General features: G+C 41.6%; 3 protein-coding genes and 1 pseudogene. 2 read left to right on the plus strand and 2 right to left on the minus strand.

Features of this window, described 5'->3' with window-relative positions; genetic code table 11:
* Positions 1-357: 357 nt before the first annotated feature.
* Positions 358-850, minus strand: a pseudogene (locus HT708_RS11965) (IS66 family transposase); the annotation flags it as partial.
* 444 nt (positions 851-1294) lie between these two features.
* Between HT708_RS11965 and polA the strand changes: the two are divergent.
* Both polA and HT708_RS09480 read left to right on the plus strand, forming a co-directional pair.
* Positions 1295-3928 (plus strand): DNA polymerase I, encoded by a 2634-nt coding sequence (gene polA / locus HT708_RS09475; protein WP_172926306.1) that lies wholly within the window; start codon positions 1295-1297, stop codon positions 3926-3928.
* An 83-nt stretch (positions 3929-4011) separates the two neighbouring features.
* Positions 4012-4449 (plus strand): CoA-binding protein, encoded by a 438-nt coding sequence (locus tag HT708_RS09480; RefSeq protein ID WP_166736884.1) that lies wholly within the window; start codon positions 4012-4014, stop codon positions 4447-4449.
* A 92-nt stretch (positions 4450-4541) separates the two neighbouring features.
* On the opposite strand, the gene HT708_RS09485 is transcribed toward HT708_RS09480, so the two are convergent.
* Positions 4542-5552 carry a YeiH family protein gene (locus HT708_RS09485; protein WP_016397796.1) on the minus strand — a complete coding sequence of 337 codons (1011 nt, stop codon included), beginning with the start codon at positions 5550-5552 and terminating at the stop codon, positions 4542-4544.
* Positions 5553-5931 lie beyond the last annotated feature (379 nt).

Raw genomic sequence — 5931 nt, forward strand, 5'->3', positions numbered from 1 at the left:
GATAAAATGTAATTGTTCCATATGATTCTTTCTAATGAGTTATTTTGTCGCTTTTCATTATAGATGATATGGGACTTTTTTTCTACACAAAAATAGGCTCCATAATATCTATAGGGGATTTACCCACTACAAATATTATAGAGCCTTTAAAACTAGGAGAGTTCTCTCCTAGTTTTTTTGCTCTTTGTTAGCTATAGGGGTAGAGTTTTTGGCATTTTCCTTGCAACTCCGTCTATTGGTTAGAAGAAAATAAAAAGTGAACAAGACGATATTTCAGTCGTAACCGCCTAATAACGAAGTATATTGAAAAATCTCCAGACTAGAGAACTCACGGATAGTTCCTAATCTGGAGATTTCTTATTTGCACTTTTCTTGTACAACTTTAGTCCATGGTAAATAAGCCTCTAAAACCTCTTTGTTTACGAGAGTTTCCTCGTTCGGAAGACATTCTAGAAGATAGGATAGCTATTTCTCACTATTTAATTGATGACGTTTAGCTGTTTCCAACAAGCTCATAATAATAGCTCTTGCTTTAGCTCCTTCAAAACTTTGAGAAAATAACCACCCTCGCTTTTTAAAATTTAGCTTAGGCTAAAAGAGTCCACTGGACTCTTTTACTCCGTCCCATAACCAATGATTTAATGGCGCGTTCAGCTAGATTATTGGAAAGGATCAGACGTCCGTCTTTCAAAATGGTCTTAAAGGTTTTTTCATACTTGAGGCTGTATTCAATAGCCCTTCCTAGTTTTGAACCTGCTAAAACTGACTGACATCGACACCAAGCAAAGAAATCTTCCATTAGGGGGTGGAGCTCTTCTTGACGTTTCTGTAGTCGTTCATCAGCTGGCAAAGCATGCAATCGCTTTTCACTTGCTTTTAAGGCCTAGTTTAAGACTAAGTTAGAACAAGGAAAACATTACAATGTAGCCATCATCCACCTTGCAAAAAAATTTATCCGAACCATGTTTTATCTCCTAAAAAAGAGCTACCATTTGACGAACAAAAAGTGATGTAATTTCTGAAATTAACACAAGATTACCTTTGAAAAAAATGGACTTTTTCAAGGGATTTTTGCCGTGCTCTAAAATCATCGCTAAATCATCAAATTGAAATAAGAAATATTTTAGATAAACTATTGACTTTTCTTATAGTTTGTCTTTCATTATAGCACATTTTTAAATCTAAGTTTACTAGTTTCAATGCTTCTATCTATTTATTCGGGAAAAAGTATGAAAAATACTTGCTCTAGCTCTTCCCAATGGTATTTTTTGGTGCTTTCCTTTATAATGGGTGTATGGATAAGAAAAAATTATTATTGATTGATGGGTCTTCTGTAGCTTTTCGGGCGTTTTTTGCGCTCTATCAGCAGTTGGACCGTTTTAAGAATGCGGCTGGTTTGCATACCAATGCCATTTATGGCTTTCAGTTGATGTTGAGCCATTTGTTGGAGCGAGTTGAGCCTAGTCATATTTTGGTGGCTTTTGATGCGGGGAAGACGACCTTCCGGACAGAGATGTATGCGGACTATAAGGGTGGTCGGGCTAAGACTCCTGATGAGTTTCGTGAGCAATTCCCTTTCATTCGTGAGTTGCTAGATCATATGGGGATTCGTCACTATGAGTTGGCTCAGTATGAGGCGGATGACATCATTGGAACACTGGATAAACTAGCAGAGCAGAATGGTTTTGATATTACCATTGTCAGTGGGGACAAGGATTTGATTCAGCTGACGGATGAGCATACGGTGGTTGAGATTTCCAAGAAAGGTGTGGCTGAGTTTGAGGCCTTTACACCAGAATATCTTATGGAAAAGATGGGCATTACACCGACGCAGTTTATCGATCTCAAGGCGCTCATGGGTGATAAGTCGGATAATATCCCTGGGGTGACCAAAATTGGTGAAAAGACTGGTATCAAGCTCTTGCTGGAGCATGGTTCGCTTGAGGGGATTTATGAAAATATCGATGGGATGAAGGCTTCTAAGATGAAGGAAAATCTTATCAATGATAAGGAACAGGCCTTTTTGTCGAAAACACTGGCGACCATTGATACCAAGGCACCGATTGAGATTGGTTTGGAGGATTTGGTCTATAGTGGTCCAGATGTGGAAAATCTTGGGAAATTCTACGATGAGATGGGCTTCAAACAGCTCAAGCAGGCTTTAAATGTGTCGTCAGCTAATGTGGCTGAGAGTTTGGACTTTACTATCGTTGACCAAGTCAGTCAAGATATGCTGAGTGAAGAGTCTATCTTCCACTTTGAACTCTTTGGTGAGAATTACCATACGGATGATTTGGTTGGTTTTGCTTGGTCTTGTGGGGAAAAGCTCTATGCCACAGACAAGCTTGAGCTGTTGCAAGACCCAATTTTCAAGGATTTCCTAGAAAAAACACCTCTGAGAGTTTATGATTTTAAAAAGGCCAAAGTTCTCTTGAATCGTTTTGGTGTGGATTTACAGGCGCCTGCTTTTGACAGCCGTTTGGCTAAATACCTCCTTTCGACTGTGGAGGACAATGAAATTGCGACTATTGCTAGTCTTTATGGTCAGACTTATTTGATTGATGATGAGACCTTCTACGGTAAGGGTGTTAAAAAGGCCATTCCTGAACGCGAGAAATTCTTAGAACATTTGGCACGTAAGCTTGCTGTTTTGGTTGAAACAGAGCCTGTTTTGCTGGAAAAACTCAGCGAAAATGGGCAATTAGAGCTTCTTTATGAGATGGAGCAACCTCTGGCTTTTGTCCTTGCCAAGATGGAAATTGCTGGGATTACGGTCAAGAAAGAGACCTTACTTGAGATGCAGGCTGAAAATGAGCTTGTTATTGAAAAACTGACTCAGGAGATTTACGAACTGGCTGGTGAGGAGTTTAATATCAACTCGCCTAAGCAGCTAGGTGTCCTTCTTTTTGAAAAATTGGGACTTCCTTTAGAATACACTAAAAAAACCAAGACAGGTTATTCGACAGCGGTGGATGTCTTGGAACGCTTGGCTCCTATTGCTCCGATTGTTAAGAAAATCCTAGACTACCGTCAAATTGCTAAGATTCAATCGACTTATGTAATTGGCTTGCAGGACTGGATTTTGGATGATGGCAAGATTCATACTCGTTATGTGCAGGATTTGACCCAAACAGGTCGTCTGTCTAGTGTGGATCCAAACCTGCAAAATATTCCTGCCCGTTTGGAGCAGGGTCGTCTCATTCGTAAGGCTTTTGTGCCTGAGTGGGAGGATAGTGTATTGCTCAGCTCGGACTATTCACAGATTGAATTGCGCGTTTTGGCGCATATTTCTAAGGATGAGCACTTGATTAAGGCCTTCCAAGAGGGAGCGGACATCCATACCTCGACAGCCATGCGGGTCTTTGGCATTGAGCGTCCTGAGGATGTGACTGCAAACGATCGTCGCAATGCCAAGGCGGTTAACTTTGGAGTGGTTTATGGTATTTCAGACTTTGGTTTGTCTAATAATCTGGGCATTAGCCGTAAGGAGGCCAAAGCCTACATTGATACCTACTTTGAACGCTTCCCAGGTATTAAAAACTACATGGATGAAGTGGTGCGTGAGGCGCGTGATAAGGGCTATGTGGAGACCCTCTTCAAGCGTCGTCGTGAGTTGCCAGATATCAATTCGCGCAACTTTAATATTCGTGGTTTTGCGGAGCGGACAGCCATCAATTCTCCTATTCAGGGTTCGGCAGCAGATATTCTCAAGATTGCCATGATTCAGCTAGATAAAGCCTTGGTTGCAGGTGGTTATCAGACTAAGATGCTTCTGCAAGTGCACGATGAAATCGTCCTTGAAGTTCCTAAATCTGAATTGGCAGAGATGAAAAAATTGGTCAAACAAACCATGGAAGAAGCCATTCAACTCAGTGTTCCCCTCATCGCAGATGAAAATGAAGGGGCAACCTGGTACGAGGCTAAATAAAAAGGGGGCTAGTCCTCCTTTTTGTAGTAGAATTATGCAAGCCTTTTCAAAATGTGCTATACTGATGAAAAAGGAGGATTTCTATGAGTCAAGAATTTATCAATCCAAGTGATGGCGTGATTTGTCAGTATCTCGCAACGAGTAAAACCCTTGCTGTAGTGGGGTTATCAGATCGTGAGGAAACAACCAGTAATCGAGTGACCAAGGAAATGCAGGCTCGGGGTTATAAAATTATTCCAGTCAATCCCAAGGCGGCAGGTGGCGAAATATTGGGTGAAAAGGCTTATGCTAGTCTAGCAGAGATTCCTTTTCCTGTAGATATTGTCAATGTTTACCGTCGCAGTGAGTTTTTGCCAGATGTGGCGCGTGATTTTTTCAAGGCTTATGCTAAGATTTTTTGGGCACAGCTAGGACTTGAAAGTCTAGAAGCAGAAGAGATTTTGCGTGCTGGTGGATGTGATGACATCGTGATGAATCGTTGCATCAAGAGAGAACATACACGCTTGATTGAGGAAGCATAAGAAAAAGGTAGCTGGTGGGCTACCTTTTGTGTTATACTCAATGAAAATCAAAGAGCAAACTAGCCGCAGGCTGCTCAANNTTTCGAAGAGTATTAGAAAATGCCGATAAGGGTCTGCATACCAAGAGTGGTGAGGATGATGGCAATCCAGCAGATGGCTCCGAGAACAATGGATTTTCCACTGGATTTGACCATAGCGACCAGATTGGTTTTGAGACCGATAGCACTCATGGCCATGACAATAAGGAATTTAGAGAGTTCTTTGAGAGGGGTAAAGAAACTACTGGACACACCTAGAGAGGTGAGTAGTGTAGTGAGGAGAGAGGCAAGGATAAAGTAAAGGATAAAAAGTGGGAAGACTTTTTTCAGTTGTAGGCTTTGCTTGTTTTCTTGTTGGCGACTTTGCCAGTAGGATAGAAAGAGCGTGATAGGGATAATGGCCAAAGTACGTGTGAGTTTAACAATGGTTGCAGACTCGAGGGTATTGCTTTGGTAAAGACTGTCCCAAGCGCTGGCGGCAGCCGTTACAGAGGAAGTGTCGTTGACCGCAGTCCCTGCAAAGAGGGCGAAGCCTTCATTGGATAGATGAAGCCAGGTGCCGAGGGTTGGAAAGATGAGCGCAGCCAAGACATTGAAGAAAAAGATAACGGAAATGGCTTGGGCTACTTCCTTTTCCTTAGCATGGATAACAGGCGCTGTCGCTGCAATGGCAGAACCCCCACAGATAGAAGAACCTACTCCAACCAAGGTAGCCAGTTTTGTATCCAGTGCAAAGAAACGCTGGAAGAGGTAGGCAATAATCAGAGCTATTGAGATAGTGGACAGGATGACAGGGAGTGAAGATTGGCCAACTGCGAAGACCTGCGAGATATTGAGACCAAAACCAAGCAAGACAACGGCATACTGGAGCAACTTCTTGGAACTAAAGGTCAAACCAGCATCCAGTTGTTTATAGGACGAGAGAAAGGGATGTAGGAGCATGCCTATGAAAATGGCAAAAACGGGCGCGCCAATCACAGGGAAGAATCCTCCTAAGTACCAAGATACGATAGAAATGAGAAGGCAGGCCAAGATACCTGCTCCATTTTTTGATAGAAATGACATAAAAACCTCCAAATAAAATCTATTACCATTATAGACCTATAAACAGGAAAAGTAAAATAGAAAGTGGAGCCAACAATTATTTGACAAGTAGTGCTAATTATGTAACAATAATCTTACAAGAACTGTAACGAAGTCTTGGCAAAAACAAAAATACCAGAGCTCCACCTCTGGTATTTCTTTTTGTCCAGTTACATTAAAACTAAACTCAGGTTATATTTTTTTGTCGTGCTTATCTAACCACTTTCTGACTATCCACTCAGAAATGACATTACCGGTAATAGTAATCAGTAATGGTGCTAGAATAGTTGTAACGAAGATTATCAAAACCTCAATACTCTTCGAAAATCTCTTCAAACCACGCCAACGTCGCCTTGCCGTA

This window comes from Streptococcus sp. 3613 (assembly GCF_013277375.1).
GTDB classification, from domain to species: Bacteria; Bacillota; Bacilli; order Lactobacillales; family Streptococcaceae; genus Streptococcus; species Streptococcus pseudopneumoniae.